Consider the following 24,297-nt stretch of genomic DNA (forward strand, 5'->3'; position numbering starts at 1 on the left):
CGTTGCCGCGCAAGATCGACGTCGGGGCGCTGGCCAAGGGTGTCCTCGCGGGTGACCGCGGCCTGCTGTCGCAGGCGATCACGCTCGTCGAGTCCAGCCGGGAAGACCACCGGGCGCAGGCGCAGGAACTGCTGGTCGAGCTGCTCCCGCACGCGGGCGGCGCGCGGCGGGTCGGCATCACCGGCGTCCCCGGTGTCGGCAAGTCGACCTTCATCGACCAGCTCGGCACGGATCTGACCGAGGCCGGGCACAAGGTCGCCGTGCTGGCCGTCGACCCGTCGTCGACGCGGACCGGCGGCTCGATCCTGGGCGACAAGACCCGGATGGCCCGGCTCGCGGTGGACCCGAAGGCGTTCATCCGCCCTTCGCCGACTTCGGGCACGCTCGGCGGTGTCGCGCGCGCGACGCGCGAAACGATCGTGCTGATGGAAGCGGCCGGATACGACATCGTGCTGGTCGAGACCGTCGGCGTCGGGCAGTCCGAGGTGACCGTGGCGAACATGGTCGACTGCTTCCTGTTCCTGACCCTGGCCCGCACCGGCGACCAGCTGCAGGGCATCAAGAAGGGTGTCCTCGAACTCGCCGACGTCATCGCGGTCAACAAGGCCGACGGCGACCACGAACGTGACGCGAAGCGCGCGGCCCGCGAACTCGCCGGCGCCTTGCGGATGATCTACGGGCGGGACGCCGAGTGGACGCCGCCGGTGCTCACCTGCAGCGCACTCACCGACGTCGGGCTGGACGAGGTGTGGGCCGAAATCGGCCGTCACCGCGACGTGCTGACCGCGTCCGGCGAACTCGACGGGCGGCGACGGCGGCAGCAGGTCGAGTGGACCTGGTCGATGGTCCGCGAACAGCTGCTCGGCCGCCTCGCCGCGCATCCGGACGTGCGAGCGGTCGTTCCGGACGTCGAACGGGCGGTCCGGGACGGTGAACTGACCCCGACGCTGGCCGCTCAACGGATTCTGGAGGCGTTCTCCGGTCCTCCGCGTGGCGGCTGACGCGGGAACGCGGCAGAGTGCAGAATCGAAGGCGCGCTCTGTCGACGAAAGGGAGTCATGCCTACAAGGTCTCGTCTCGGGCAGCTGGCCGGTCTGGCCGCCGCCGGGCTGATCGTCTGCGCGCCCGCCGCGCAGGCCGGTGAGATCCAGGCGTCCGCGCCGGCGATCGCGCAGGCAGCGGCGGTGCACGAGGTGCTCGAACAGGCGCCTCCCGGCCCGGTGCTCGACCCCGCCGACACCGACAAGGCCAACAGCCAGGAGACCAAGAACAAGGTCATCGCGGGGATCGCCGCGGCGATCCTGCTCGGCCTGGTGATCCTCGGCCGTCGCTCCCGCTCCAAGAAAAAGAAGTCCTGAACCGCCGGCGGTAAGTAGAAGGACTCTCCGCTTAGCCCGGACCGAACTCCTCGCAGCCGTTCATCGCAGATCCACTACCGGCCATCTCCGGCTCGATCACTCGACGAGCGGCTTGTCATCTGCATGGTGCACGATCTATCGCAAATGCGTATCACAGATCGAACGGCACCCAGCGTGCCTTCAGCGACCACCCGTACGGTGGTAGACGAAGGCAACAGTGTTGCGGGAGGAGGTGCGGCGTGACCGTGCTCGACTCACGACCGGACATTCCAGGCGACCCCGAGGGTCGCGTCGTCACCCCGATAGGAGCGCCCACCGCGCTGATTTCCGAGGTCGGCGTCAGCATGGCACCTGTGCATGATCTGGGCGCCGGGCGCGGCCCTTTCTGGCTCGACGACTGGCTCCGCGCGAACGCCACCGACGTCCTCGCGTGGCGTCGGCACATCCACGCGCACCCGGAGCTCTCCCGCCACGAGTTCGCCACGACCGAAATGGTCATGTCCCTGCTCCGCTCGGTGGGGCTCAAGCCATGGGTGCTCCCCACGGGCACCGGCGTGGTCTGCGACATCGGCAGCGGTGACCGCTGCGTCGCGCTCCGCGCCGACATGGACGCCCTGCCCCTGACCGAGGCCACGGGACTCCCGTACGCCTCCAAGAACGACGGCGCCGCGCATATGTGCGGGCACGACGCGCACACCGCGATCCTGCTCGGCGCGGCGCGGGCGCTGGCAGGCGCGCCGGAACTGCCGGGACGAGTGCGGCTGATCTTCCAGCCCGCCGAGGAGGTCATGCCCGGCGGCGCGCTGGACATGATCGCCGCCGGCGCGATGGAAGGCGTCGAGCGGATCTACGGGCTGCACTGCGACCCGCGGCTCGAGGTCGGCAAGGTCGGACTGCGCGAAGGCGCGCTGACCTCGGCCGCCGACCTCATCGAGCTGCGGCTCACCTCGCCGGGCGGGCACACCTCGCGGCCGCATCTGACCGCGGACCTGGTGCACGCGCTCGGCACCGTGATCACGTCGCTGCCCGCGGTCCTTTCGCGGCGGGTCGACCCGCGTTCCGGGACCGTGCTGGTCTGGGGCGCGGTGCACGCCGGGCAAGCCGCGAACGCCGTCCCGCAGGACGGGGTGCTGCGCGGCACGCTCCGGACCGCGGACCACGAGGTGTGGACGATGCTGGAGCCGCTCGTCGCGTCTTCGGTGGAGTCGCTGCTCGCGCCGACCGGCGTCGGGTTCTCCCTCGACTACCGCCGAGGGGTGCCGCCGGTCGTCTCCGACCCGGAGTCGCACGCGCTGATGCGGGCCGGTGTCGAAGCCGCGCTGGGCGAGGACGCCGTGGCCGGGACCGAGCAGTCGTCCGGCGGCGAGGACTTCGGGTGGTACCTGGAGCACGTCCAGGGTGCCTTCGCGCGCCTCGGCGTGTGGCCCGGTGAAGGCCCGATGGCCGACATCCACCGCCCGACCTTCACCCTCGACGAGCGTTCGCTCCTGTGCGGCGTCCGCACGCTGGTCCACACCGCCCTGGCCACCCTGGCCTGAGTCCCGCCCTCAATCACGCGAGTTCCGTCTCCAATCACGCAAGCCCCGTCTCTGTGCACGGGTGTTCGCCCTATCGGGTCCGAACACCCGTGCACAGAGTTATCCACAGCCAGGGTGAGTTATCCACAGCTCGGGAAACTGGCCCTTCCCAAGTCCGATCCGGTCTCCGATTCTCGGAGATGTGATCAACTGGGGAGGACGTCATGGGGCGGTCTTGCGTAGTGAGGCCGACAAGATTTTGGGGCGGCGAGCCGTCGTCGAAGGGCTGGCATCTGGTGTGCTGGCTCAGCCTTGGCGAGGCGTCGTCGTCCACGCGGCAGATCTGCTCAAGTTGCCGAGCCTGGCACAGGCGGCGCTGCTCGCTGTCGGCCGGCCTGCAGTGCTTTCCTCTGCCACATCCCTTTCCCTGCATGGGATTTCGGCTGCCGACAGCACGACGGTCCACCTGACCGTGCCCTACTCGAGACGGGTCGAATCGAGGCCAGGGCTACAGGTGCACAGGGCGGAATTTCACCCGTCCGATATCGTCGAACTGGACGAACTTCCAGTGTTCTCGTTGGATCGAGCGCTGGCCGACCACCTCTGCGACGGCGACAAGCGAACAGCGTTCGCCGCACTCGAGGAGGCGCTGCACAACCTCACGCCGGACCACAGGGGAATTCTTCACACCAACGTGCGCGATCGTCTTGTCGACCGCCGTGACCGGCGAGGTATCCACAGGGCGCAGATGCTGCTCGCACTTGCCACGGGCGAGGCCGAATCGCCGTCGGAGAGTGTGCTCCGCTTGATCGTCGTGGAGGCCGGGCTGCCGGTACCGGACGCCCAGTACGAGATCAACACCATCGACGGGCGGAAGCTGTACGTGCTCGACCTCGCGTGGCCGGAGTTGCGCATCGCCCTGGAGTACGACGGCTACGCCGCTCATGAGGGCAGGCAGGACTACGACGCGGAACGAGACGCCCGGATGGCGGCGCGCGGATGGATCACGATCCGTGCGACGGCGGCTGACTTGCGGGATCCACGGCGACTGCTGACGGAGTTGCGTGCGGCGTTCGCGCGTCGTACGGCGCGACTCGCGTGATCGGCGCCGGGACTCGCGTGCTTGAAGGCGCGACTCGCGTGCTTGAAGGCGGAACTCGCGTGATCAGCCGGAGATGCCCTGGCAGGGGCGGGTCCGGAGGGCGTCGACGTAGTCCGCGGGAGCTCCGGCTGTCTCGGCCGCCTCGGCCAGGACGCCGAGATAGCGCGCCGACGGGAGACCGCCCTCGTAGGCGTCCAGGACGTACAGCCAAGCCAGGACGGAGCCGTCCATGGTCTGCACGCGGAGCCGGATCTTGGAGTGGATGCCCATCTCGCCGCCTTCCCAGCGGTCGAGGTTGGGCTCGTCCAGGGAGGTGACGTCGTACAGCACGACGAAGACACGGGAGCCGGGGTCTTCGACGATGGTCGCCAGCGCGCCTTCCCAGCCGAGGTCCTCGCCGCCGAAGGTCAGCCTCCAGCCCTCCAGCCAGCCGGTGCCGGCCATGGGCGAGTGCGGAGCGCGCTCCAACATCTGGGCGGGCTCCATATTGGATCCATACGCGGCATACAACGGCACGGTGACAGAGTAGCGACCTGTCGGTCACCCGGCTGGACGCACGTGCCGTGTCCGGCCACTCAATCCGCCCAGCGGTCGTCCGCGTACGGTAAACGCAGTCACAGACACCGCTGCGAGGAGGAGAACCAGTGACCAAGATCGTGATCATGGGCGGAGGACCCGCCGGTTACGAAGCGGCACTGGTCGCGGCCCAGCACGGAGCCGACGTCACCGTCGTCGAACGCGACGGTCTCGGCGGCGCGTGCGTGCTCTACGACTGCGTCCCGTCGAAGACGTTCATCGCCTCGTCCGGCGCGCTCGCGAAGATGCACGACCTGAGTGAGCTCGGCATCAACACCGACATGGCCGACACCAGTGTCGACCTGCCGACCGTCCACGGCCGGGTGAAAGGCCTCGCGCTCGCGCAGTCCGCCGACATCCGCGCCCGTGTCCAGCGCGAGGGCGTCCGCGTCGTCATCGGCCAGGCCCGGTTCGACGACGACGAGACCGGGCTCGCCACGCACAAGGTCGCCGTCACCACGCACGACGGCTCGACCGAGGTGCTCGACGCCGACGTCGTCCTCATCTCGACCGGCGCCACCCCGCGGGTGCTGCCCGGCGCGGTGCCGGACGGCGAGCGCATCCTCGACTGGCGTCAGCTCTACGACCTGCGCGAGCTGCCCGAGCACCTGGCCGTCATCGGTTCGGGTGTCACCGGCGCCGAATTCGCCTCGGCCTACACCGAGATGGGTGTCAAGGTCACCGTCGTGTCCAGCCGCGACCGCGTGCTCCCGCACGAAGACGCCGATGCGGCCGCCGTACTCGAAGAGGTCTTCTCCCAGCGCGGCACCACGGTCGCCAAGCAGGCCCGCGCCGACAAGGTCGTGCGCACCGAAAAGGGCGTCGAGATCCACCTCGCCGACGGCCGCGTGATCGAAGCCAGCCACGCGCTGATGACCGTCGGCTCGGTGCCCAACACCACCGACATCGGCCTGGAGAAGGTCGGCATCGAGCCCGGCCCCGGCGGCTACATCGGCGTCGACCGTGTTTCCCGCACCAGCGCGCCCGGCATCTACGCCGCCGGCGACTGCACCGGTGTGCTCATGCTCGCCTCCGTGGCCAGCATGCAGGGCCGCATCGCGATGTGGCACGCGCTCGGCGAGGGTGTCGCGCCGATCAAGCTCAAGACCGTGGCCGCCAACGTGTTCACCCACCCCGAGATCGCGACCGTCGGCATCAGCCAGCAGGCGATCGACTCGGGTGAGGTGCCCGCCCGCACCATCATGCTCCCGCTCGCGACGAACGCCCGCGCGAAGATGGAAGGCCTGCGACGCGGTTTCGTGAAGCTGTTCTGCCGCCCCGCCACTGGCGTGGTCGTCGGCGGGGTGGTCGTGGCGCCGAACGCGAGCGAACTCATCCTTCCCATCGCGCTCGCCGTCCAGAACCAGCTCACAGTGGAACATCTGGCACTGACATTTTCGGTGTACCCGTCGCTGTCGGGGTCGATCACCGAGGCGGGCCGCCAGCTGATGCGGCACGACGACTTGAACTGATCTTCTCCGGCGAAGCAACCCTCGCGGGGGTGACCGCGTCTAGCGCGTGTCGGTGTTTCGTTGACAGCTAGGGGTTTTCGTGGTTCGCAGGGTTCGCAGGGGTGTCGTCGGAGTGATGGCGATCGGGGCGGCGTTGCTGGCCGGGCAGTCGACCGGTCTCGCCCGGCAACCCCAGCCCGATACCGGCGGTGTCACGGTGCAGCTCAACGACAACACCGCCTACGACCTCGGGCTCGTGAACAAGTATGTGCACGGCGATTCGAACGTCGCGCTGGCGCAGTGCCCCGGCGAGGGGCTGAAGGCACCGACGTCGACGACGTTCTCTTCGCCGGTGCTGAGCGTCGGGAAGTACGACTACGGGCCGCTCATCGGGGTCCCGGCCAACGTCAGCGCCGACGTCGAACTCAAGGCGGGCACGGCGCCGGGCCGCTACCCGCTGACCGTCAACTGCAACGGAAAGCCTTATACGGCAACGTTCACCGTGCCGCCGCGGCAGGTGAGCGCGGTGCCTTCCGGTTCCGCTCACGCGGGTGACGGCAGTATGGCTTCCTGAGTTTTCTCGCGAACCGCCCTCGGATCTGGTCCGGGGGCGGTTTTTTGTCGTGCGGAATTTCGCGACCTTTTCGTGATGAAACCGGGCAACCCGACCCCCTGTCGAGGCGTCATGAGGGTGTCGGAAAAACAGAGAACCGCCACTGGGGGAACAGGGGCGCGGGATTCTTCTTTTCCGATTTCCATCCACATTCATCTTTCAGGGGTAAACCAATGAAGCGCACCATCATGCTCGCCGCCGGTACCGTCGCCGGATTCCTTCTTCTCGCGCCGGGCGCCGCTTTCGCGACCACCCCGTCGGCGTCCCCTTCCCCGACTCCTTCGGCTTCGCCTTCTCCCACGCCCACCGAGGACCCTGACGGCCCCGGCCCGCACGCGTCGCCGGTCGGGATTCTCAAGGATCTGACCGTCTCGCCCGCCAAGGGCAAGCCAGGGGACAAGGTGAAGCTGGACTTCCAGTGCGCCACCCGCAACAACGAGGGCGGCCCGAAGGTCACTTCGGTGGCCCTCAGCGTCAACTCCGCGAACTCCATCGACTCCGCGAAATGGTCCGCGACGGTCAAGGACATCAAGCCGGGCAAATACCCGGTGACGCTGACCTGCTGGGGCCAGAAGTCGACGGTCACCTTCGAGGTGCTCGCCAAGAAGAACCAGGTCGCGAAGGTGCCGGCCGGTGCTCCGCAGACCGGCGGCACCGAGGGACCCGCCGACTACACCGGCGTCCTCGCCGCCGTCGGGGGCGGCCTCGCGCTGGCCGCGGGCGGAGTCGGGATCGCGGCGTACCGTCGTCGTGCGGCGCGGGCGTAGCGATCGCGATCATTTCGTGACCTGGGCGGGCAACCGTCCGGTCGCGCGTGGCGTAAGGCAGGCGTGGGGGTGAACGACGAGCCGGTCCCGGTCTGGGGGCCGGGACCGGCTCCGTCGCCGCCACACCGTTTCACTACAGGGGTGAACATGAAGTCGACATGGTGGCGAGGGCGCCGGGCACCGCTGCTGCTCGCGGTCGCCCTGCTGGCCGTATTGGCGACACTGGCGATCGTCCTGTCCGGTCCGGGGGAGACCGGCCTGGCCGCGCCGCAGACGGTCGCGAGCCAGGCGGAGACGCCGTCGGCCGAGCCGAGTGAGTCAGGGACACCCGCCGACGGAGGGGCCGCCGTCGAAGGGATGCCGAAGGCCGAACCGGTCTCGATCGACGTGCCGAAGATCGAGGCGAAGTCCAGCCTGGTCCCGCTCGGCCTCAACGCGGACAACACCGTCGAGGTGCCGCCGGTGACCCAGCCGCTGCAGGCGGGCTGGTACGAGAACGGGCCGACGCCAGGGGAGGTCGGGCCTTCGGTGATCCTCGGGCACGTGGACGGGAACAAGCAGAAGGGCATCTTCTTCCGGCTGAAGGAACTGGCGCCCGGCGACAAGGTCTCGATCGCCCGCAAGGACGGCACGACGGCCGAGTTCGCGGTCACGAAGGTCGAGCGGGTGGCGAAGGACAAGTTCCCCACCGACGCCGTCTACGGCGACACCGCCGCGCCGGAACTGCGGCTCATCACCTGCGGCGGGGTCTTCGACAAGACGTCGCGCAACTATCTCGACAACATCATCGTTTTCGCTCGGCTGATCGCGAGGTGAGATCCATGATCAGGTGCCGGTCCGCCTTGGTGGTGGCGTGCGGGGTGGCCCTTGCCGCCCCGGCCGTCGCGTACGCGCAAGACGTCTCGGCCCCGCCGACCACGACCACCAGCCGGAAGACGGATCCGTACCCGTTCCTCGGGCTCTCGCCGCAGCAGTCGACGGCGGACGAGGAGATCCTGGTTTCGGTCGGCTGCCCGGTCGGCGAGCTGGGCGAGGTGAAGTCGATGGTGCTGGACCGCGTCGGCGAGTTCTCGGTGACCAACGAGACGCCCGTGATCCAGGGGGCTGTCGCGCATATCGACGCCAAGGCGCGGCCCGCTTTCTACGCGATCACGGCGACCTGCGGGAAGACGACGATCACGGCGAATCTGCAGATCTTGCCGGGAAAGACGCCTACTTCTTCGAATAAGCCCACTTCGCGGCCTCCGTCGTCGGTGTCAGTCGTGAAACCGGCTTCGGGCCGTCAGGTTTCGAAGATTCCGGTGGGCGCGCCGCAAACCGGCGGCGGGGGCACGGCTCACTGATTCTCGCGAAGGGAGTAATTCGCGGGCTTTTCGCCGTCGAAAGGCAACCGATTCCCTTTCCCGTGGGTGTTCTTGAGGCGAGGGCTCGCACTGAGGGAGAAAGATCATGGGAATCAAGGGAATGGTCGCGGGCGCGGGTCTGCTCGCGATGACGGCGGGGGTGTTCCTCGCCCCGCAGGCGTCGGCGACGGCGCCGCCGCCGAAGCTCTGGGTCAGCCCGGCGAAGGTCGCGCCGGGGCAGGCGCTGGAATTCACGGCCAGCTGCTATGGCACCCGCACCGCGGTGACGTCGGCGGGTCTGACGGGGCCGGTCACGCTCCAGCCGGGCTCGGGGACCGCGCCGTACGTCGGGCACGGGAAGGCGGCCGGGAAGATCGGCAAGTTCAAGGCCAGTTTCCACTGTGACGGCGGGCCGAACCTCCCCGCCGCCAGCGGGACGGCGACCGTCGAGTTCGAGATCGCCTGCGTGCCGCCCACGACACCGCCGTCGAGCACGCCGCCGTCGAGCAGCAAGCCTCCGTCCAGCAGCAGGCCGCCTTCGACCAGCCGCCCGCCGTCCAGCAGTAGCGGTGCGCCCTCGTCGAGCGCGGGCGACGTCGTCCCGGCGGCCTTGACGAAGCCTTGCGGTACGCCGCCGTCACCGGGCAAGACGCCGCAGGTGAAGGTCACCCCGAAGGGTGCTCCGCAGACCGGAGGCGGCGCTTAGTCCTCTGAATACGGAAGTCCGTGAAGGCCTCCTTGAGGGACTCAGAGTCCCTCAAGGAGGCCTTCACGGACCGCGCAGCAGGGGCCGGTCAGTCCTCGCCCTCGACCCAGTCGAAGGTCTTCGTGACGGCCTTCTTCCAGTTGCGGTACTCGGACTCGCGGCGCGCCTCGTCCATCGACGGGTCCCACTGCTTGTCCTGCGCCCAGTTGTTGCGGATGTCGTCTTCGCTCTTCCAGAAGCCCACCGCGAGACCGGCCGCGTAAGCCGCGCCCAGCGCGGTGGTCTCGTTGACCACCGGACGGATCACGGGCACGCCGAGGATGTCGGCCTGGAACTGCATGAGCAGCTCGTTGACGACCATGCCGCCGTCGACCTTCAGCGACTTCAGCGGAACACCGGAGTCGGCGTTCATCGCGTCGATCACCTCGCGCGACTGGAACGCCGTCGCCTCCAGGACCGCCCGCGAAATGTGCCCCTTGTTGACGAACCGGGTGAGGCCGACGATCGCGCCGCGGGCGTCGGAGCGCCAGTACGGCGCGAAGAGACCCGAGAACGCCGGCACGAAGTACGCGCCACCGTTGTCCTCGACGGTGCGGGCGTGCTGTTCGACTTCGGCGGCGGAGCTGATCAGGCCGAGGTTGTCCCGCAGCCACTGCACGAGCGAGCCGGTGACCGCGATCGAACCTTCGAGCGCGTACACCGTGTCGTTCGAGCCGATCTTGTAGCAGACCGTGGTGAGCAGCCCGTTGTCCGACATGACCTTCTCGGTGCCGGTGTTGAGCAGCATGAAGTTGCCGGTGCCGTAAGTGTTCTTCGCTTCGCCCGGCGAGAGGCATGCCTGTCCGAACGTCGCCGCCTGCTGGTCGCCCAGGATGCCCGAGATCGGGACCCCGGCCAGCGCGCCCTTCTCGCGGACCTTGCCGTAGGTCTCCGAGGACGACCGGATCTCCGGCAGCATCGCCAGCGGGATCGTCATCTCTTCGGCGATCCCGGCGTCCCAGGTCAGCGTGTCGAGGTCCATCAGCATGGTCCGCGACGCGTTGGTCGGGTCGGTGACGTGCACGCCGCCGTCGACCCCGCCGGTCATGTTCCACAGCACCCAGGTGTCCATGTTGCCGAAGATCAGGTCGCCCGCTTCGGCCCGTGCGCGGGCGCCGTCAACGTTGTCGAGGATCCACTTGATCTTCGGCCCGGAGAAGTAGGTCGCCAGCGGCAGGCCCACCTTCGCGCGGTAACGCTCCTGCCCGCCGCCGAGCGCGCCCAGGTCGCTGACGATCTTGTCGGTGCGGGTGTCCTGCCACACGATCGCGTTGTACACCGGCTTGCCGGTGGTGCGGTCCCAGACCAGCGTGGTCTCGCGCTGGTTGGTGATGCCGACCGCGACGATGTCGCCTGCGACCAGGTCCCCCTTGGCGAGCGCGCCCGCCGCGACGGCCCGCGTGTTCTCCCAGATCTCTTCGGCGTCGTGCTCGACCCAGCCCGCCTTCGGGAAGATCTGCTCGTGCTCCCGCTGGTCGACGGCGACCACGCGGCCGGAGTGGTCGAAGATCATGCAGCGGGTCGACGTGGTGCCCTGGTCGATCGCGGCTACGTACGAAGTCATCGAAAAACTCCAGTCTCAGGTGAGGTTGTGGACGGCGAGGAACAGCAAGGCGGCCAGGGCACCGCCGACCAGCGGGCCGACGACGGGGACCCAGGAGTAGCCCCAGTTCGGGTTGGCCTTGTTCTTGATGGGCAGCAGGAACGCGTACGCGATGCGGGGGCCGAGGTCTCGGGCCGGGTTGATGGCGTAACCGGTCGGGCCACCGAGGGACTGGCCGATGACCAGCACGACGAACGCTACACCCGCGTAACCGAGCGCGGAGTTCCCGAAGTTCGGCGTGCCGCCCTCACCCGAGGCGTTGGCGTAGACCGGGCTGAGCAGGATCCACGCGACCAGCACGAAGGTGCCGATGATCTCGGTGACGAGGTTCCACGCCCGGTTCGGGATCTGCGGCCCGGTCGAGAAGATGCCGAGCGTCTCGTCCCGGTTGGGGTGGTCGTCGAACTGCAGTTTGTAGGTGGCCCAGCAGAGGATGGCACCGAGGATCGCGCCGATCATCTGCCCGGCGATGTAGATCGGGACGTCGCCCCATTCGATCTTGTCGGCGATGGCGAGGCCCAGGGTGACCGCCGGGTTGAGGTGCGCGCCGCTCGGCGCGGCGATGCTGGCACCGGTGAAGACCGCGAACCCCCAGCCGAGGGTGATCATCACGACGCCGCCGTTGTGGCCGTTGTTCTTGCGCAACACGTGGTTGGCGACCACGCCGTTACCCAACAGGATCAGGACCGCCGTTCCCAGCAACTCCCAGACGAATATGGCTCCTGCGCTCACCGCTGACCTCCACTGTGGACATACCGCATGGGACATTCCGCGCAGGGCCGAACACAGTGTGCTACGGCGCCCTTGCCGACCCACGTTCGTGGCACGTTACCGCCGCGTATTTGTTCCTTCCAGGCGTCGCGGGTACGAATTACGCCTTGAGGGCCACACTGCAAGATCGGCGAGGGTTACGCCACACGTGTCACCCGCACAACGGACCGGTCGCGGCCGATCGTGCGATGCTGGAGCCACAGCGGCACCAAGGAGGAATGTCACGTGGCAAGCTCTCAGCGCGAAGCCGAAAACAGCCCCGCCAGGCTGGGACCGCTCAAGCGGGAAGAGTCGTGGCAGAGGCTGGGTGAGGACAAGTTCGACCTCGTGATCATCGGCGGCGGAGTGGTCGGCGCGGGCACCGCGCTGGACGCCGCGACGCGCGGTCTGCGGGTCGCCCTGGTCGAAGCGCGCGACCTCGCTTCGGGGACGTCGAGCCGGTCCAGCAAGCTCTTCCACGGCGGGCTCCGTTACCTCGAACAGCTGGAATTCGGCCTGGTGCGGGAAGCTCTGCGTGAACGCGAGCTGATGCTGACGACGATCGCACCCCATCTGGTGAAGCCGGTCAGCTTCCTGTACCCGCTGACCCACCGGATCTGGGAACGGCCGTACACCGCGGCAGGCCTGCTGATGTACGACACGATGGGCGGCGCGCGGTCGGTCCCCGGCCAGAAACACCTGAGCCGCGCGGGCGCGCTGCGGATGGTCCCGGCGCTGAAGCGGTCCGCGCTGATCGGCGGGATCCGTTACTACGACGCGCAATCCGACGACGCGCGGCACACGATGACCGTCGCCCGCACCGCCGCGCACTACGGCGCCGTGGTGCGCACCTCCACCCAGGTGGTCGGGTTCCTCCGCGAGGCGGACCGCATTTCCGGCGTCCGCGTGCGCGACGTCGAGGACGGCCGCGAGACCGACATCCACGCGTCCGCGGTGGTCAACTGCACCGGCGTCTGGACCGACGAACTGCAGCGGCTCTCCGGTGGCCGCGGCCGGTTCCGCGTCCGCGCGAGCAAGGGCGTGCACATCGTCGTCCCGCGCGACCGGATCGTCTCGGAATCGGGCATGATCCTGCGCACCGAGAAGTCCGTGCTGTTCGTCATCCCGTGGCGTAATCACTGGATCGTCGGAACCACCGACACGGACTGGAATCTCGATCTCGCGCATCCCGCCGCGACGAAGCACGACATCGACTACCTCCTCGAACACGTCAACACCGTGCTCGCGACACCGCTGACGCACGACGACATCGAAGGGGTCTACGCGGGACTCCGGCCTTTGCTCGCCGGAGAAAGCGAAGAGACGTCGAAGCTTTCGCGTGAGCACGCGGTCGCACGGGTCGCGCCGGGACTGGTCGCGATCGCGGGCGGCAAGTACACGACCTACCGGGTGATGGCGGCCGACGCCGTCGACGCCGCGGCCGTCGACCTGCCCGGCAGGCCCCAGCCGTCCATCACGGACAAGGTGCCGCTGCTGGGCGCCGACGGTTATCACGCGCTGGTGAACCAGGCCGACCACCTGGCTTCCGAGCACGGGCTGCACCCGTACCGCGTCCGTCACCTGCTCGACCGGTACGGCTCGATGGTGCACGAGGTCCTCGCGCTCGGCGAAGGACGGCCGGAACTGCTGAAGCCGCTGGAGCACGCTCCGGACTACCTCGGTGTCGAGGTCGTCTACGCGGCCAGCCACGAGGGCGCGCTTCACCTGGAAGACGTCTTGGCGCGCCGGACGCGGATCTCGATCGAGTACGCGCACCGCGGCGTCGACTGTGCCGCTCAGGTCGCGTCGCTGGTCGGAGAGGTGCTCGGCTGGTCGAAGGACCAGGAGAAGCGCGAGGTCGAGGTGTACACGGCGCGGGTCAACGCGGAACGGGAGTCCCAGTCGCAGCCGAGCGACGAGGCCGCCGACGCGTTGCGTTCGGCCGCGCCGGAAGCCCGGACGGGGATCATCGAACCGGTGAGTTGACCCTTCCCGCGGGGCGGTGTGCCACGCGCGCAGGGATCGTTGCCTGATCGGGCGAATCTGGCATAGCGTCGGCCATCCCCGATACGGAAGGTGGCCCCGTGGCTTTTCTCGACTCGTCGACCTGGACGGACCGGATCTTCGCCGGAGGCTCGTGGGTTCCCGGTACCGGCGGGACCCGCGAGGTCGCGGAACCCGCGACGGGCGCGGTCTTGGGAAGTATCGGGATCGCCTCGGCCGAAGACGCCGCGAAGGCGGCGGAAACCGCGGCCGAGGCGCAGCGGGCCTGGGCGGCGACACCGCACGTCCAGCGCGCCGCCGTCCTGCGCACGGCGGCGCGGCTGTGGTCCGAGTACGCCGAAGAGATCCGCTGGTGGAACGTCCGCGAAGTCGGCGCCGTGCCGGGAGTGGCGGGCTTTTCGCTGCACGTCGCGGAGCAGGAGTGCTACGAGGCGGCGGCGCTGCCCGGCCGCCCGTACGGCGAACTCCTGCCGAGCGAGGAACCGCGTCTTTCGATGGCGCGCCGCGTTCCCGCCGGGGTCGTCGCGGTGATCTCGCCGTTCAACATGCCGATCATCCTGGGCATCCGCTCGGTCGCCCCGGCGCTCGCGCTGGGCAACGCGGTCATCCTGAAGCCGGACCCGCGTACCGCCGTCACCGGTGGCGTGGTGCTCGCGCGGATCTTCGAGGAAGCGGGCCTGCCGCCGGGAGTGCTGCAGATGCTGCCGGGCGGCGCGGACGTCGGCGAGACGCTGGTGACGCATCCGGCGGTCCGGGTCATCTCGTTCACCGGGTCGACCGGTGCCGGGCGCAAGGTCGGCGAGCTCGCCGGAAAGCATCTGAAGCGGGCGCATCTGGAGCTGGGCGGGAACTCCGCGCTCATCGTGCTCGACGACGCGGACGTCGACGAGGCCGCCGGGGTCGCCGCGTTCGGTTCTTTCTTCCACCAGGGCCAGATCTGCATGACCACCGGACGGCACCTGGTGCACGAGCGGCTCTACGACGACTTCGTCGAGCGGCTGGCGGCGAAGGCGGCCGCGTTGCGAGTGGGCGACCCGGCACGCGAAGAGGTCGCGCTCGGGCCGATCATCGACTCCGGGCAGCGGGACAAGATCCACGAGCTGGTCACCGCCAGTGTCGCCGCGGGTGCCAGGGTCGCCGCCGGCGCCGAATACGACCGGCTGTTCTACTCCGCGACGGTGCTCGCCGACGTGCCGCCGACGGCGCCCGCGGTCGCCGAGGAGATCTTCGGCCCGGTCGCGCCGGTCGTGCGGTTCTCCGACGCGGAGGAGGCCGTCCGCCTCGCCACGGCGAGCGAATACGGTCTCTCGCTGGGGATCGTCACCCGCGACGTCCTCAAAGGACTGGAGCTGGCAGACCGCGTCCCGACCGGAATCGTGCACATCAACGACCAGACCGTCAGCGACGAGGCGAACAGCCCCTTCGGTGGCGTCGCCGCTTCGGGCACCGGAAGCCGTTTCGGTGGTGCGGCGGCGAACATCGAGGCCTTCACCGAGACGCGCTGGGTCACCGTCCGGAACCCTCCGCCCACCTACCCCTTCTGAGACCCCACGCATTTCGTCCTCTGGACGCGGTAGTGAACGTGTCGTGCGCCTCGCCTGAGACGCTCAACGTCTCGAGCGTGGCGCTCGTGACCTCGTGCGAAACGCAGGTCAGGCGGTGCGGCGCCAGCGGATGAGGCGTTCCCCGGTCGGGGCCGGGTCCAGCTCGGGCCCGACCAGGGTGAACCCGCATTTGCGGGCGACCGAGGCCGAGACCTCGTTCGTCTCCTCGTAGCGGTAGCTGACCTCGCGCAGGCCGAGCCCGCCGAAGCCGAAGCGCAGGGCCGCGCTGAGCGCGGTGCTCGCGACACCCTTGCCCCGCGAAGCCGCGCGCACCCAGACCGACGCCTCCGCGTACCCGACGTCGAGATCGAGGTCCCGCAGGCCGACCTCGCCCAGCAGATCCCCGGTCGTCGGCTCGGCCACCGCCCAGGAACAGCGTTCGTCACCGGCCCACTGCGCCGCGCGCAACGCGACGTACTCGGTCGCCTCGGCGAGGTCCCGCAGGCGGTAGTTCAGGACGTACTTGCGATGTGTCGGGTCGGCGAAGGCCGCGACCAGCGCCGGACGGTCGTCGAGGGCCTTGTCCGCTCGCAGCTGTCGCAGGTAGTACTCGCCCGCGTTGATCTCCACCGGTTCCACCCTTACGAGGGTAACCGGCGCTTCAGCGACGGCGGCTCATGATCAGCGCGACCGCCAGCGGGAGCAGGAACACGATGAACGTCCCGCGGGTGAAGAAGAACAACGCGATCGCGACCGCCGCGGCGATCGGCACGGCGCTGGCCGTCAGCCATTTCGACGGCTGGACGTCGTTCTTCGCGGACGCCTGGGCGACGCCGGGCATCGGCGGAAGGGGGAGCAGGGCGCTGGGCCGGGGCGAGGGCAGGTCCGTGAACAGCGGTTCGAGGTCGCTCGCCATCCTCGCGGTGCTGACCTTCGCCGACCGCGTGCCGAACTCGTCGAGATCGAGTCTGCCGGTGCGGACATGCTCCTCCAGCGCGTCGAGCGCGTCTTGGCGTTCGGCGTCGCTCAGCCGCATGTCCGGTCTCTCGGCACTCACGTCCCGAGTCTACGGGCGGATCAGCCGTCCAGTTCCCGGCGACGCCGCTTCCCCAGCTTCTTGTGGGTGTTCTCCCAGCCTTTGCCCCAGAGCCCTTCACCGGCGACGCTGATCCCGATCGGGATGGCGATCAACCACCAGCTGGCGCCGGTGCCGATGATGAACACGATGGTGGCGATGAACAGGAGCGGCAGGAGCGCGCCCAGCACGCGTTGCGCCGGGGAGACACCCGGATACGGCGACGCCGCCTTCACCGGTTCGCTCACGACCGCCTCGGCCTTGTCGAAGCCCGGATGCGGTTCGGGCAGGTCGAGGAAGACCTCGGACAGCTCGCCGCGTGTCTTGGCCGCGGTGATCTTGGCGGACCGCTCGCCGAACTCGTCGATGTCGATCCGGCCGACGCTCATGTGCTCGCCGAGCGCGGCCAGCGCGGACTCGCGATCCTGATCACTGATCCGCAGCTGCGGAGACGGAACCTCGCTCACCCTTCCGATGGTAAGCCGAGCGAGGGTCCGTCAACCACGACATTCGTCAGTCTTTGAGCTCGAACAGCTGGGTTCCCTGCGTCACAGCGGCGCCGACCTCGACCGAAAGACCGGTCACGGTGCCCGCCTTGTGCGCGGTGACCGGGTTCTCCATCTTCATCGCTTCGAGCACGACGACCAGCTCACCCGCTTCGACCTGCTGGCCTTCCTCGACGGCGACCTTGACGATGGTGCCCTGCATCGGCGCGGTGACCGCGTCGCCGCTCACCGCGGCCTTGGTGCCGCCCGCGCGCTTGCGCGGCTTGGCCTTGACGGCTGTCCCGCCGCCACCACCGTCGAGCGAGAATCCGCCGGGCAGCGACACTTCGAGACGACGGCCGCCGACCTCGACGACGACGTTCTGGCGGGCCTGCTCCTCTTCGGGCTCGGTCTCCGGTGCCACGAACGGCTCGATCTTGTTCTCGAACTCGGTCTCGATCCAGCGGGTGTGCACGCTGAACCCGTTCTCGTCGCCGATGAAGGCCGGGTCGTCCACGATCACGCGGTGGAACGGCAGGACCGTCGCCATGCCGTCGGCGACCATCTCGGCCAGTGCCCGGCGGCTGCGCTCCAGCGCGTTCTGCCGGTCCGAACCGGTGACGATCAGCTTCGCGAGCATCGAGTCGAACTGGCCGCCGATGACGCTGCCGGACTCGACACCCGAGTCGACCCGGACTCCGGGGCCGCTCGGCGCGACGAACTTCGTCACGGTGCCGGGCGCGGGCAGGAAACCGCGGCCTGCGTCCTCACCGTTGATGCGGAATTCGATCGAGTGGCCCCGCGGTTCCGGGTCTTCGGTGATGCGCAGCTTCTCGCCGCGCGCGATGCGGAACATTTCGCGCACGAGGTCGAGGCCCGTGGTCTCCTCGGACACCGGGTGCTCGACCTGCAGCCGCGTGTTGACTTCGAGGAACGAGATCGTGCCGTCGACGGCGACGAGGTACTCGACGGTCCCGGCGCCGTAGTAACCGGCTTCCTTGCAGATCGCCTTCGCGGACTCGTGGATGCGCTTGCGCTGATCGTCGGTCAGGTACGGCGCGGGCGCCTCCTCGACCAGCTTCTGGTGGCGGCGCTGCAGCGAGCAGTCGCGGGTGCCGACGACGATGGCGTTGCCGTGCTGGTCGGCGAGGACCTGGGCCTCGACGTGCCGCGGCTTGTCCAGGTAGCGCTCGACGAAGCATTCACCGCGGCCGAACGCGGAGATCGCCTCACGCGTCGCGGATTCGAACAGCTCCGGGATCTCCTCGCGGGTGCGGGCGACCTTGAGGCCGCGGCCGCCGCCGCCGAACGCCGCCTTGATCGCGACCGGCAGGCCGTGCTCGTCGGCGAACGCGACGATCTCGTCGGCGTTCTTGGCGGGATCCTTCGTGCCGGGCACGAGCGGGGCCCCGGCGCGCAGCGCGATGTGGCGCGCGGTGACCTTGTCGCCGAGGTCGCGGATCGCCTGCGGGCTCGGCCCGATCCAGGTCAGCCCCGCGTCGATCACGGCCTGCGCGAAGTCCGCGTTCTCGGAAAGGAACCCGTAACCGGGGTGGACCGAGTCCGCGCCCGACCGCTTGGCAGCGTCGAGCAGCTTGTCGAAGACCAGGTAGCTCTCGGCCGCGGTGGTGCCGCCGAGAGCGAAGGCCTCGTCCGCGAGGCGGACATGGGGTGCGTCACGATCCGGATCGGCGTAGACGGCCACGCTGGTCAGCCCGGCATCCTTCGCCGCCCTGATCACCCGTACCGCGATCTCCCCGCGGTTCGCGATCAGGATCTTGGTCACCGGACCACCTGTGCCGGCCTGCTCGGTCACGCCGTACCTCCTGCGTTCGCACGTCGGGCCGCCCCGATGCGGCTCCGCAGCAGTTTACGGAAGTTACCGCCCCGAATAATGAGAGCAAGGCCACCCGGTGACCATTGTTTTATACCAGCGCCTGGCGGTGCCGCAGTTCTTCCGGAAGGTCGGAATCGAGCACGATCAGGTCGTAGGGCTGTGTCTGGTAAACCCGGCCGAGGTGCTCCGCCTTGACCAGCGCCCACGGCTGATGCGGGCCGCAACACTCGACCAGGCGCTGCACCGTGCTGAAGGCGACCAGCGCCATCCGGCCGTCCTTCGTCGGGCGGAGTTCGATCTCCGCGCTCGCGTAGTCCTTCGGCTTTTTCGCCGTGGGGAGGAACAGGGCGTTGGGCAGTCCGGGGTTCGTCACAGGAACAACATAGACGTGCACTCTGTGCTAGATCACTTACGCTCTCGGATATGCGGACTCAGGAAGCGCGGGCGCCGCGATCCGTGCTGTTCACCGCGCTGCTGGCGGTGGTGGTGACGGCGGGTGTGATCGTGGCCGTCGTCCTGCTCCGCCCGAGTGCCCCGACGCCGTCGGGAGCGCCTGGTGGATACCCGGTCACCGAAACCGTTCCCGCCTCGCCCGGAGTCAACTGCGGCCACTCGGCCTGCCGGGAGATCGGGGCGATGACCGTCGGCGGGCTGCCCGTCGTGCTGCTGGCCGACGAAGCGGGGAAGCAGGGCACGGTCAAGATCGGGGCGGACACGGTGATCCCGCTGATGATCAACGACATGGGGGTCACCCTCAAGGGCGATTCTTTGCGCTGCGTCGACGGTGCGACTCCGGTCTGTCTGGTGCGCGGTGAAACCGGGGGAGGCTCGGCGGGCGAACTGTTCGTCGCGCGCGGCGGGATCTGGCGGGACACCGGGAAGCCGTACTTCTCGGACGCGGGGACGGTCGCACTGGCCGACGTGACCGCCGACGGGGTCGCGGACGTCATCGTCGTGCGGCACGAATGCCCCGGCGCGCAATCCGGATCGGCCCGGTGCCAGGCGGCGCCGGTGCTCGCGGAGGTCTATGACGTCGGCCGCGGGTCGGTGGGCTGCACGCGCCGGTACACCGCGCCGTCGGAGCTGAGGGGCTGGCCGGACGTGCGGCTCACGAAGGCGGACCTGCGCGCCTGCCCCTGAGGGAAGCAAGGGACCTTTGCTCACGTTGCTTAGCACGCTAACTAACGTGAGCAAAGGTCCCTTGCTCTCCTGCCGCCCGCGCGAGGTCAGAACGCCGTGAAGGCCTCCTTCCCTACCCTGAAGGTAGGGAAGGAGGCCTTCACGGACCTCAAGAAGAACCGTCAGGCGCCAGCGGTGGCCGGTTCCTTTTCAGGGGTGGTGGCCGCTTCGCCGTTGTCGGTGGGCGAAGGGTCCGTCGGCGAGTTGAGCACGTCGTCGTCCAGAAGGCCTTCGCTGCGGGCGACGACGACCGGCACGACGATCTGGCCCGCGACGTTGGTCGCGGTCCGGATCATGTCCATGATCGGGTTGACCGAGTAGATCAGCGCGATCCCGAGCGCGACCTGCGCCGGGTCGAGCCCGATGACCGACGCGGTCAGGGTCAGCGCGGCCAGCCAGCCGGTGACGCCCGCGGTCGCCAGCGCGCCGAACACCGCGGCCGCGACGATCCCGACGTACTGCCAGAAGTTCAGCGAAACACCGGAGAGGTTCGCGATGAAGATCGCCCCGATCGCCGGGAACACCGCCGCGCAGCCGTCCATCTTCGTGGCGCTGGCCAGCGGAGTTGCGAAGCCCGCGTAGCCGGGCTGGACGCCCAGGTTCACCGCGGCCTGGCGGGTCAGCGGCAGGGTCGCGCCCGAGGAGGACGACGCGAACGCGAACTGGATCGCGGTGCCCGCCTTGGAGAAGAACTTCAGCGGGCTGACCTTCGCCACGAACTGCAGCAGGATCGGGTAGACCACCAGAAGCACCAGGAAGCAGCCCACGTACACCGCGAGAGTGGCGGTGAACAGCGGCTTGAACAGCGAGTCACCGTAGGTCGACACGGCCTTGCCGATCAGGCCGATGATGCCGATCGGGGCCAGGCGCACGATCCAGCCGAGGTAGCGCTGGATGATCTCGAAGACGCTGCTCGTGAAGTCGACGAACGGCTTCGCCTTGTCACCGAGGCTGTAGGCGGCCGCGCCGATCAGGACGGCCAGGAACAGCACCTGAAGCGTCTCGCCCTCGGTGAAGGCGGTGAGGAAGTTCTTCGGCAGCAACCCGTTGATGAAGTCGCTCCACGATCCCCAGGTGGCCTTGGCTGCCTTGTCCGTGTTCTTCGCGGTCGCGGCGACGCCTTCGCCGAGGCCGCCGCTGCCGGGGTTGAACAGCTTCGCGACGGCGATGCCGATCAGCGACGCGATGAACGAGGTGATCGCGAACCACAGCACGGTCTTGCCGCCCAGCCGCGCGGCCTTCTTGCCGCCGCCGAGGTTGCGCAGGCTGCTGATGCCGACCACGATCGCCGTGAAGACCAGCGGGATCACCGCGATCTGCAGCAGCGTCGTGAAGATCGAGCCGATCTGGGCGAGCAGTTCGGTCAGCCAGCTCGCGTCGGTGCTCCTGGCGAGGACGCCGAGAAGGGCACCCACGACGAGCGAGCCGAGGACTGCCACCGCGAAGACTTTTGGCCTGGTGTAGGTCCGAATGAAAGACACGGGGCGACTCCGGTGCGTGAAAGTTTCCTGTTAGCCGAACGTGAAGAACGTTCGACAAGGCGGGACTCTTCCGGATCACCCGATCGTGTGGGAGCTGTCTCAGGATGCGGGACGGGTCCAGAGATCGACGACACTCACGCCGATCTCGGTCAGCAGGCGCCGGGTCAGCGGCAGGCTGATCCCGATGACGCTCGAGAAGTCGCCGTCGATCCCCTCGATGAACCAGCCACCGAGACCGTCCAGAGTGAAGGCGCCGGCGACCTGAAGCGGCTCGCCGGAGGCGATGTACGCCTCGATCTCTTCGTGTGACGGTGTGCCGAAGCGAACAGTGGTGCCCTCGGTCCCGGACGCTTCCTTCGTCCTCTCGCCGTTCTCGACGCGGATGATCGAGTGCCCGGTGAGAAGTTCACCGGTTTTGCCCGCCATCGACGCCCAGCGCTCGCGCGCCACCTCCGGCGTGATCGGCTTCCCGACCATCTCGCCGTTGATCGACAGCATCGAGTCGCAGCCCACGATGACCATGTCGGCGTGCGTTCCGGCGAGCGTCTCGTAGACGGCTTCGGCCTTCGCGACGGCGAGCGCGCGGACCAGTTCGACGGGGGCCGGATCGGTCAGGGACGCGGCTACCGCGTCCTCGTCGACGCCGGAGACGACGACGCTCGGATCGAAGCCTGCGGAACGCAGGACGCCGAGGCGGGCGGGGGACTGGGACGCGAGGACGAAACGCACCTCCGGAAGGTACTCGACGGCCCTCCGTTGCCCGATTGTGACCTGGAACACCCGACCGTGCGGTTAGTTTGTTGTGGCGCGCAACATATGGATTGTTCGAGCTACGGAGGAACCAATGTCGCCCCGCCTCCGCGTCAGAAGATCACTTCGCACGACGCAAACCACAGTGCTCGCAGGCCTGCTCGTGGCCGGTTCGGCCCTCGCGCCGATGGCGTCGGCCGCTCCAGGGCCGCTGTACAAGAATCCTCACGCTTCGACGTCCGCGCGGGTGAACGACCTGCTCAAGCGGATGAGCCTCGACGACAAGATCGGCCAGATGACGCAGGCCGAACGCGGCGCTGTCACCCCCGACCAGGCCGCCGCGCTCAGACTGGGGTCCCTGTTGTCCGGCGGTGGCTCGGTGCCCGCCAGCAATACGCCGACCGGCTGGGCCGACATGGTCGACTCGTACCAGAAGGCGGCGGTTTCGACGCCGCTCGGCATTCCCACGCTCTACGGCGTCGACGCCGTGCACGGCCACAACAACGTCTACGGCGCGACGATCTTCCCGCACAACATCGGTCTCGGTGCCGCCAACAATCCGCGCCTGGTCGAGAAGATCGGCCGCGCGACGGCGCTGGAAGTCGCCGGAACCGGTCCGCAGTGGGACTTTTCGCCGTGCCTGTGCGTCGCCCGCGACGACCGCTGGGGCCGGACCTACGAATCCTTCGGCGAATCCCCGCGCGACGCCATCGCCAACGCGTCGGCCATCACCGGTCTTCAGGGGCGCGAACTGGGGGAGAAGCCCGGCTCGGTGCTCGCGACGGCGAAGCACTACGTCGGCGACGGAGGCACGACGAACGGCGTCGACCAGGGCAACACCGAGATCAGCGAACGCGAACTGCGCCAGATCCACCTGCCGCCGTTCCGCGAGGCGATCGACCGCGGCGTCGGCTCGGTGATGATCTCGTTCTCCAGCTTCCAGGGGGTGCGCATGCACGCCCAGCGGTACCTGATCACCGACGTCCTCAAGAAGGAACTGCGGTTTCGGGGCCTGGTGATCTCGGACTACAACGCGATCAACCAGATCGACGGCAAGGAAGGCTTCACCCCCGAGGAGGTGCGGCTCTCGGTCAACGCGGGTATCGACATGTTCATGGTCCCGTGGGACGCGCCGCAGTTCATCGCCTACCTGAAGGCCGAGGTCGAGGCCGGCCGTGTCTCGCGCGACCGGATCGACGACGCGAACCGCCGCATCCTGGCGGAGAAGTTCAAGCTCGGCCTGTTCGAGCATCCGTACACCGACCGCTCGCTCCAGAAGACGTTCGGCAGCAAGGAACATCGCGAACTGGCCCGGCAGGCCGTCCGCGAATCCCAGGTGCTGCTGAAGAACGACGGTGTGCTGCCACTGGCGAAGAAGGACAACAAGATCTTCGTCGCGGGCAAGAACGCGAACGACATCGGCAACCAGGCGGGCGGCTGGACGCTCACCTGGCAGGGCCAGAGCGGCCCGGTCATCCCCGGCACGACCATCCTCGACGGCCTGAAATCGGGTGCCGGGAAGGGAACCACGGTGACCTATGACCGTGCGGGTAACGGAATCGACAGGAGCTACCGGGTCGCGGTCGCCGTGGTGGGCGAAACGCCGTACGCCGAAGGGCAGGGAGACCGTCCGAACGGTTTCGGGCTCGACGCGGAAGACCTCGCCACGATCGCCAAGCTGAAGAGCTCCGGTGTCCCGGTCGTCGCGGTGACCGTGTCGGGACGCCCGCTCGACATCGCTTCGCAGCTGCCGCGGTTCAACGGGCTCGTCGCCGCCTGGCTCCCTGGTAGCGAAGGCGCCGGTGTCGCCGATGTCCTTTACGGCGACTACAACCCGACCGGGAAGCTGACGTTCAGCTGGCCGTCCAGTGCGGCGCAGGAGCCGGTGAACGTCGGTGACGGCAAGAAGGCGTTGTACCCGTACGGCTACGGCCTGCGGTACCGCCGGTAAGACTCCGCCCCTCCTGCGGAGCTCGTGACTGATAAGGACGGTTCTAACCGTCCTGACCGCTCACGACCCCGATGCGAGACTGGCCGTCTCACGTGATTGCCCGGACGACACGCGTGATTGAACGGACGACACGCGTGAGCCAACGGACGACTCGCGAGTCGTCCCG

Annotated in this window: 24 protein-coding genes; 14 read left to right on the forward strand and 10 right to left on the reverse strand. The window is 68.6% G+C overall.

Annotated features, from left to right (window positions below; all coding sequences use genetic code 11):
- The first annotated feature begins 2 nt into the window (after window positions 1-2).
- The 4 genes from meaB to AMYAL_RS0122540 all read left to right on the forward strand — a co-directional run bounded on the left by meaB (window position 3) and on the right by AMYAL_RS0122540 (window position 3,977).
- Window positions 3-1,001 (forward strand): methylmalonyl Co-A mutase-associated GTPase MeaB, encoded by a 999-nt coding sequence (meaB, locus tag AMYAL_RS0122525; RefSeq protein ID WP_020633524.1) that lies wholly within the window; start codon window positions 3-5, stop codon window positions 999-1,001.
- Between the two features lie 57 nt (window positions 1,002-1,058).
- Window positions 1,059-1,358: a hypothetical protein gene (locus tag AMYAL_RS0122530; protein WP_020633525.1), complete on the forward strand. Its 300-nt coding sequence runs from the start codon at window positions 1,059-1,061 to the stop codon at window positions 1,356-1,358.
- 239 nt (window positions 1,359-1,597) lie between these two features.
- Entirely contained in the window at window positions 1,598-2,896 is a 1,299-nt protein-coding gene (locus AMYAL_RS0122535; protein ID WP_020633526.1) for an amidohydrolase, read from the forward strand.
- Between the two features lie 238 nt (window positions 2,897-3,134).
- Window positions 3,135-3,977 (forward strand): DUF559 domain-containing protein, encoded by an 843-nt coding sequence (locus tag AMYAL_RS0122540; protein WP_026467343.1) that lies wholly within the window; start codon window positions 3,135-3,137, stop codon window positions 3,975-3,977.
- A gap of 63 nt (window positions 3,978-4,040) precedes the next feature.
- Here the strand turns inward: AMYAL_RS0122540 and AMYAL_RS0122545 are convergent, their stop codons facing one another.
- Complete coding sequence (locus AMYAL_RS0122545) at window positions 4,041-4,493, reverse strand: gamma-glutamylcyclotransferase family protein (RefSeq protein WP_209447244.1); 453 nt, start codon at window positions 4,491-4,493, stop codon at window positions 4,041-4,043.
- A 128-nt stretch (window positions 4,494-4,621) separates the two neighbouring features.
- Here AMYAL_RS0122545 and AMYAL_RS0122550 point away from each other — a divergent pair, with 128 nt between their 5' ends.
- From AMYAL_RS0122550 to AMYAL_RS49280, 6 genes are all read left to right on the forward strand, one after another.
- Entirely contained in the window at window positions 4,622-6,025 is a 1,404-nt protein-coding gene (locus AMYAL_RS0122550) for an NAD(P)H-quinone dehydrogenase (protein ID WP_020633529.1), read from the forward strand.
- 115 nt (window positions 6,026-6,140) lie between these two features.
- The gene (locus AMYAL_RS0122555; RefSeq protein ID WP_020633530.1) at window positions 6,141-6,578 is read left to right on the forward strand and encodes a hypothetical protein; all 438 of its coding nucleotides are present in this window, start codon (window positions 6,141-6,143) and stop codon (window positions 6,576-6,578) included.
- Between the two features lie 212 nt (window positions 6,579-6,790).
- Window positions 6,791-7,384 carry a hypothetical protein gene (locus AMYAL_RS0122560; RefSeq protein ID WP_020633531.1) on the forward strand — a complete coding sequence of 198 codons (594 nt, stop codon included), beginning with the start codon at window positions 6,791-6,793 and terminating at the stop codon, window positions 7,382-7,384.
- 147 nt (window positions 7,385-7,531) lie between these two features.
- Window positions 7,532-8,200, forward strand: coding sequence for a class F sortase (locus AMYAL_RS0122565; RefSeq protein WP_020633532.1), 669 nt, complete (start codon window positions 7,532-7,534; stop codon window positions 8,198-8,200).
- Between the two features lie 5 nt (window positions 8,201-8,205).
- A complete protein-coding gene (locus AMYAL_RS0122570) occupies window positions 8,206-8,727 on the forward strand; it encodes a hypothetical protein (protein ID WP_051137541.1) in 522 nt (173 codons plus the stop codon).
- A 106-nt stretch (window positions 8,728-8,833) separates the two neighbouring features.
- Window positions 8,834-9,433 carry a hypothetical protein gene (locus AMYAL_RS49280; protein WP_143267718.1) on the forward strand — a complete coding sequence of 200 codons (600 nt, stop codon included), beginning with the start codon at window positions 8,834-8,836 and terminating at the stop codon, window positions 9,431-9,433.
- Window positions 9,434-9,521: 88 nt separating this feature from the next.
- Here AMYAL_RS49280 and glpK read toward each other — a convergent pair whose 3' ends face one another.
- Window positions 9,522-11,036 carry a glycerol kinase GlpK gene (gene glpK / locus AMYAL_RS0122585; protein ID WP_020633536.1) on the reverse strand — a complete coding sequence of 505 codons (1,515 nt, stop codon included), beginning with the start codon at window positions 11,034-11,036 and terminating at the stop codon, window positions 9,522-9,524.
- A gap of 15 nt (window positions 11,037-11,051) precedes the next feature.
- Window positions 11,052-11,807, reverse strand: coding sequence for an MIP/aquaporin family protein (locus AMYAL_RS0122590; RefSeq protein WP_026467347.1), 756 nt, complete (start codon window positions 11,805-11,807; stop codon window positions 11,052-11,054).
- 264 nt (window positions 11,808-12,071) lie between these two features.
- On the opposite strand from AMYAL_RS0122590, the gene AMYAL_RS0122595 reads away from it, so the two are divergent.
- Together AMYAL_RS0122595 and AMYAL_RS0122600 are read left to right on the forward strand one after the other, a co-directional pair.
- Window positions 12,072-13,811: a glycerol-3-phosphate dehydrogenase/oxidase gene (locus AMYAL_RS0122595; protein WP_020633538.1), complete on the forward strand. Its 1,740-nt coding sequence runs from the start codon at window positions 12,072-12,074 to the stop codon at window positions 13,809-13,811.
- A gap of 98 nt (window positions 13,812-13,909) precedes the next feature.
- Window positions 13,910-15,373 carry an aldehyde dehydrogenase family protein gene (locus AMYAL_RS0122600; protein WP_020633539.1) on the forward strand — a complete coding sequence of 488 codons (1,464 nt, stop codon included), beginning with the start codon at window positions 13,910-13,912 and terminating at the stop codon, window positions 15,371-15,373.
- A gap of 108 nt (window positions 15,374-15,481) precedes the next feature.
- Here AMYAL_RS0122600 and AMYAL_RS0122605 read toward each other — a convergent pair whose 3' ends face one another.
- The 5 genes from AMYAL_RS0122605 to AMYAL_RS0122625 form a co-directional block, all read right to left on the reverse strand.
- The gene (locus tag AMYAL_RS0122605) at window positions 15,482-16,012 is read right to left on the reverse strand and encodes a GNAT family N-acetyltransferase (RefSeq protein ID WP_020633540.1); all 531 of its coding nucleotides are present in this window, start codon (window positions 16,010-16,012) and stop codon (window positions 15,482-15,484) included.
- A gap of 22 nt (window positions 16,013-16,034) precedes the next feature.
- Window positions 16,035-16,409, reverse strand: a complete 375-nt coding sequence (locus AMYAL_RS0122610) for a DUF1707 SHOCT-like domain-containing protein (protein ID WP_020633541.1) — start codon at window positions 16,407-16,409, stop codon at window positions 16,035-16,037.
- A gap of 41 nt (window positions 16,410-16,450) precedes the next feature.
- Window positions 16,451-16,915 (reverse strand): DUF1707 SHOCT-like domain-containing protein, encoded by a 465-nt coding sequence (locus AMYAL_RS0122615; RefSeq protein ID WP_020633542.1) that lies wholly within the window; start codon window positions 16,913-16,915, stop codon window positions 16,451-16,453.
- A 46-nt stretch (window positions 16,916-16,961) separates the two neighbouring features.
- The gene (locus tag AMYAL_RS0122620) at window positions 16,962-18,749 is read right to left on the reverse strand and encodes an acetyl/propionyl/methylcrotonyl-CoA carboxylase subunit alpha (RefSeq protein WP_020633543.1); all 1,788 of its coding nucleotides are present in this window, start codon (window positions 18,747-18,749) and stop codon (window positions 16,962-16,964) included.
- A gap of 109 nt (window positions 18,750-18,858) precedes the next feature.
- Entirely contained in the window at window positions 18,859-19,143 is a 285-nt protein-coding gene (locus tag AMYAL_RS0122625) for an SAV_915 family protein (protein WP_020633544.1), read from the reverse strand.
- A gap of 83 nt (window positions 19,144-19,226) precedes the next feature.
- Between AMYAL_RS0122625 and AMYAL_RS0122630 the strand changes: the two genes are divergently transcribed.
- Window positions 19,227-19,910 (forward strand): hypothetical protein, encoded by a 684-nt coding sequence (locus AMYAL_RS0122630; protein WP_020633545.1) that lies wholly within the window; start codon window positions 19,227-19,229, stop codon window positions 19,908-19,910.
- A gap of 161 nt (window positions 19,911-20,071) precedes the next feature.
- Here the strand turns inward: AMYAL_RS0122630 and AMYAL_RS0122635 are convergent, their stop codons facing one another.
- Window positions 20,072-21,430: a dicarboxylate/amino acid:cation symporter gene (locus tag AMYAL_RS0122635; RefSeq protein ID WP_020633546.1), complete on the reverse strand. Its 1,359-nt coding sequence runs from the start codon at window positions 21,428-21,430 to the stop codon at window positions 20,072-20,074.
- Window positions 21,431-21,529: 99 nt separating this feature from the next.
- Window positions 21,530-22,159, reverse strand: a complete 630-nt coding sequence (locus AMYAL_RS0122640; RefSeq protein WP_026467348.1) for a Maf family protein — start codon at window positions 22,157-22,159, stop codon at window positions 21,530-21,532.
- Window positions 22,160-22,325: 166 nt separating this feature from the next.
- On the opposite strand from AMYAL_RS0122640, the gene AMYAL_RS0122645 reads away from it, so the two are divergent.
- The gene (locus tag AMYAL_RS0122645) at window positions 22,326-24,131 is read left to right on the forward strand and encodes a glycoside hydrolase family 3 protein (protein ID WP_020633548.1); all 1,806 of its coding nucleotides are present in this window, start codon (window positions 22,326-22,328) and stop codon (window positions 24,129-24,131) included.
- The last annotated feature ends 166 nt before the right edge of the window (window positions 24,132-24,297 follow it).

Origin of the sequence: Amycolatopsis alba DSM 44262, from assembly GCF_000384215.1 — a bacterium.
Taxonomy (GTDB): domain Bacteria; phylum Actinomycetota; class Actinomycetes; order Mycobacteriales; family Pseudonocardiaceae; genus Amycolatopsis; species Amycolatopsis alba.